The sequence below is a fragment of the Sphingosinicella terrae genome (assembly GCF_003347635.1).
Lineage (GTDB): Bacteria > Pseudomonadota > Alphaproteobacteria > Sphingomonadales > Sphingomonadaceae > Allosphingosinicella > Allosphingosinicella terrae.
In genome coordinates this window covers 1-1,053 of sequence record NZ_QDFY01000045.1, presented here as the reverse complement: position 1 = coordinate 1,053, position 1,053 = coordinate 1, and the positions used below count along the sequence as shown (strand labels likewise).

Annotated in this window: 2 protein-coding genes; both read left to right on the top strand. The window is 66.0% G+C overall.

Annotation, left to right across the window (positions count from 1 at the left end; translation table 11 throughout):
- Nucleotides 1-76: 76 nt before the first annotated feature.
- A complete protein-coding gene (locus DDE10_RS23140; RefSeq protein ID WP_284734852.1) occupies nucleotides 77-559 on the top strand; it encodes a PaaI family thioesterase in 483 nt (160 codons plus the stop codon).
- Between the two features lie 302 nt (nucleotides 560-861).
- A partial coding sequence (locus tag DDE10_RS23135) for an MFS transporter (RefSeq protein ID WP_284734851.1) occupies nucleotides 862-1,053 on the top strand: 192 nt, incomplete at its 3' end.

Below are 1,053 nucleotides of genomic sequence, written 5' to 3'. Positions count from 1 at the left end.
AGGTCTTTCACCTGGCCCACCAGCCCAAGGACGCCTGGTCGTTCCTGGCCGAGGTGCGGCCGTTCCACGAGCCGTGGTGAGCGTGGTGAGCGATAGAATTGATACTGCGCCAGACGGACTTGAGCAGCTGAAGGCCATGCTCGTCGGTGGCCTGAAGGCACCGATCGGCCAGACACTTGCTTTCGACCTGGTCGAGGTGGAGCTCGGACGGGTGGTGTTCGAGGGCAGACCCGACCGCAGCGTTTACAACCCGCTCGGCGCTGTCCACGGCGGCTACGCTGCGACCCTGCTCGACAGCGCTTGCGGAATCGCAACCCACTCTACCCTCGGCCCGCATCGAGGCCATACGACGCTGGAGCTGAAGGTCTCCTATCTGCGCGGTCTCAGCGAGGACAGCGGTACGGTGCGCGCGACCGGCCGGGTCGTTTCCGTCGGCCGGCGCGTCGCTTTTGCCGAGGCGGAGCTGCACGACGGCGCCGGGCGACTGTGCGCCACCGCCACCTCAACCCTGCTTGTGTTCGACGTGGAGCCACAGGGCCGTGGCGCACTTCAAGCCTGACTATTTGGAGGTCGCAGAATGACGGCTTTTGCACTCGACGGCTACAAGAGGCCGTTTTTCCGGTACTTGCTCGAGCGCTCAGCCATCCACGACCGGGCCGCAATCGCGGTCGCAGCGAGCAGTTTGAACTCGCTCGACAGCCGGCTGCAATCGGGTGCCTTGCCCCCCCCGGCGACAGCTGGTTCAAGGTAGTGATCCGTACCGCTGCGGACGGCGCCGTCGGCCGCCCGGACGTCTGACGCATGTCAGGCGCGGAGGCGCTGTCGGAGATCGAGCCATCCTCCCGCCTAAGGGGTGGACGGTTGACGCTACTCGCCAGCCTGGCCGCGCTCGGTGTCCTGGCGACCAACATCATGCTGCCGGCCTTCCCCCCGATCGCACGCGAACTTAGCGTTGATCCGCGCGACTTGGCGATTACGCTCAGCGTCTTCTTCGTTGTGTTTGCGGTCGGCCAGCTCTTCGTCGGGCCGCTCGCCGATGCCTTAGGCCGCAGA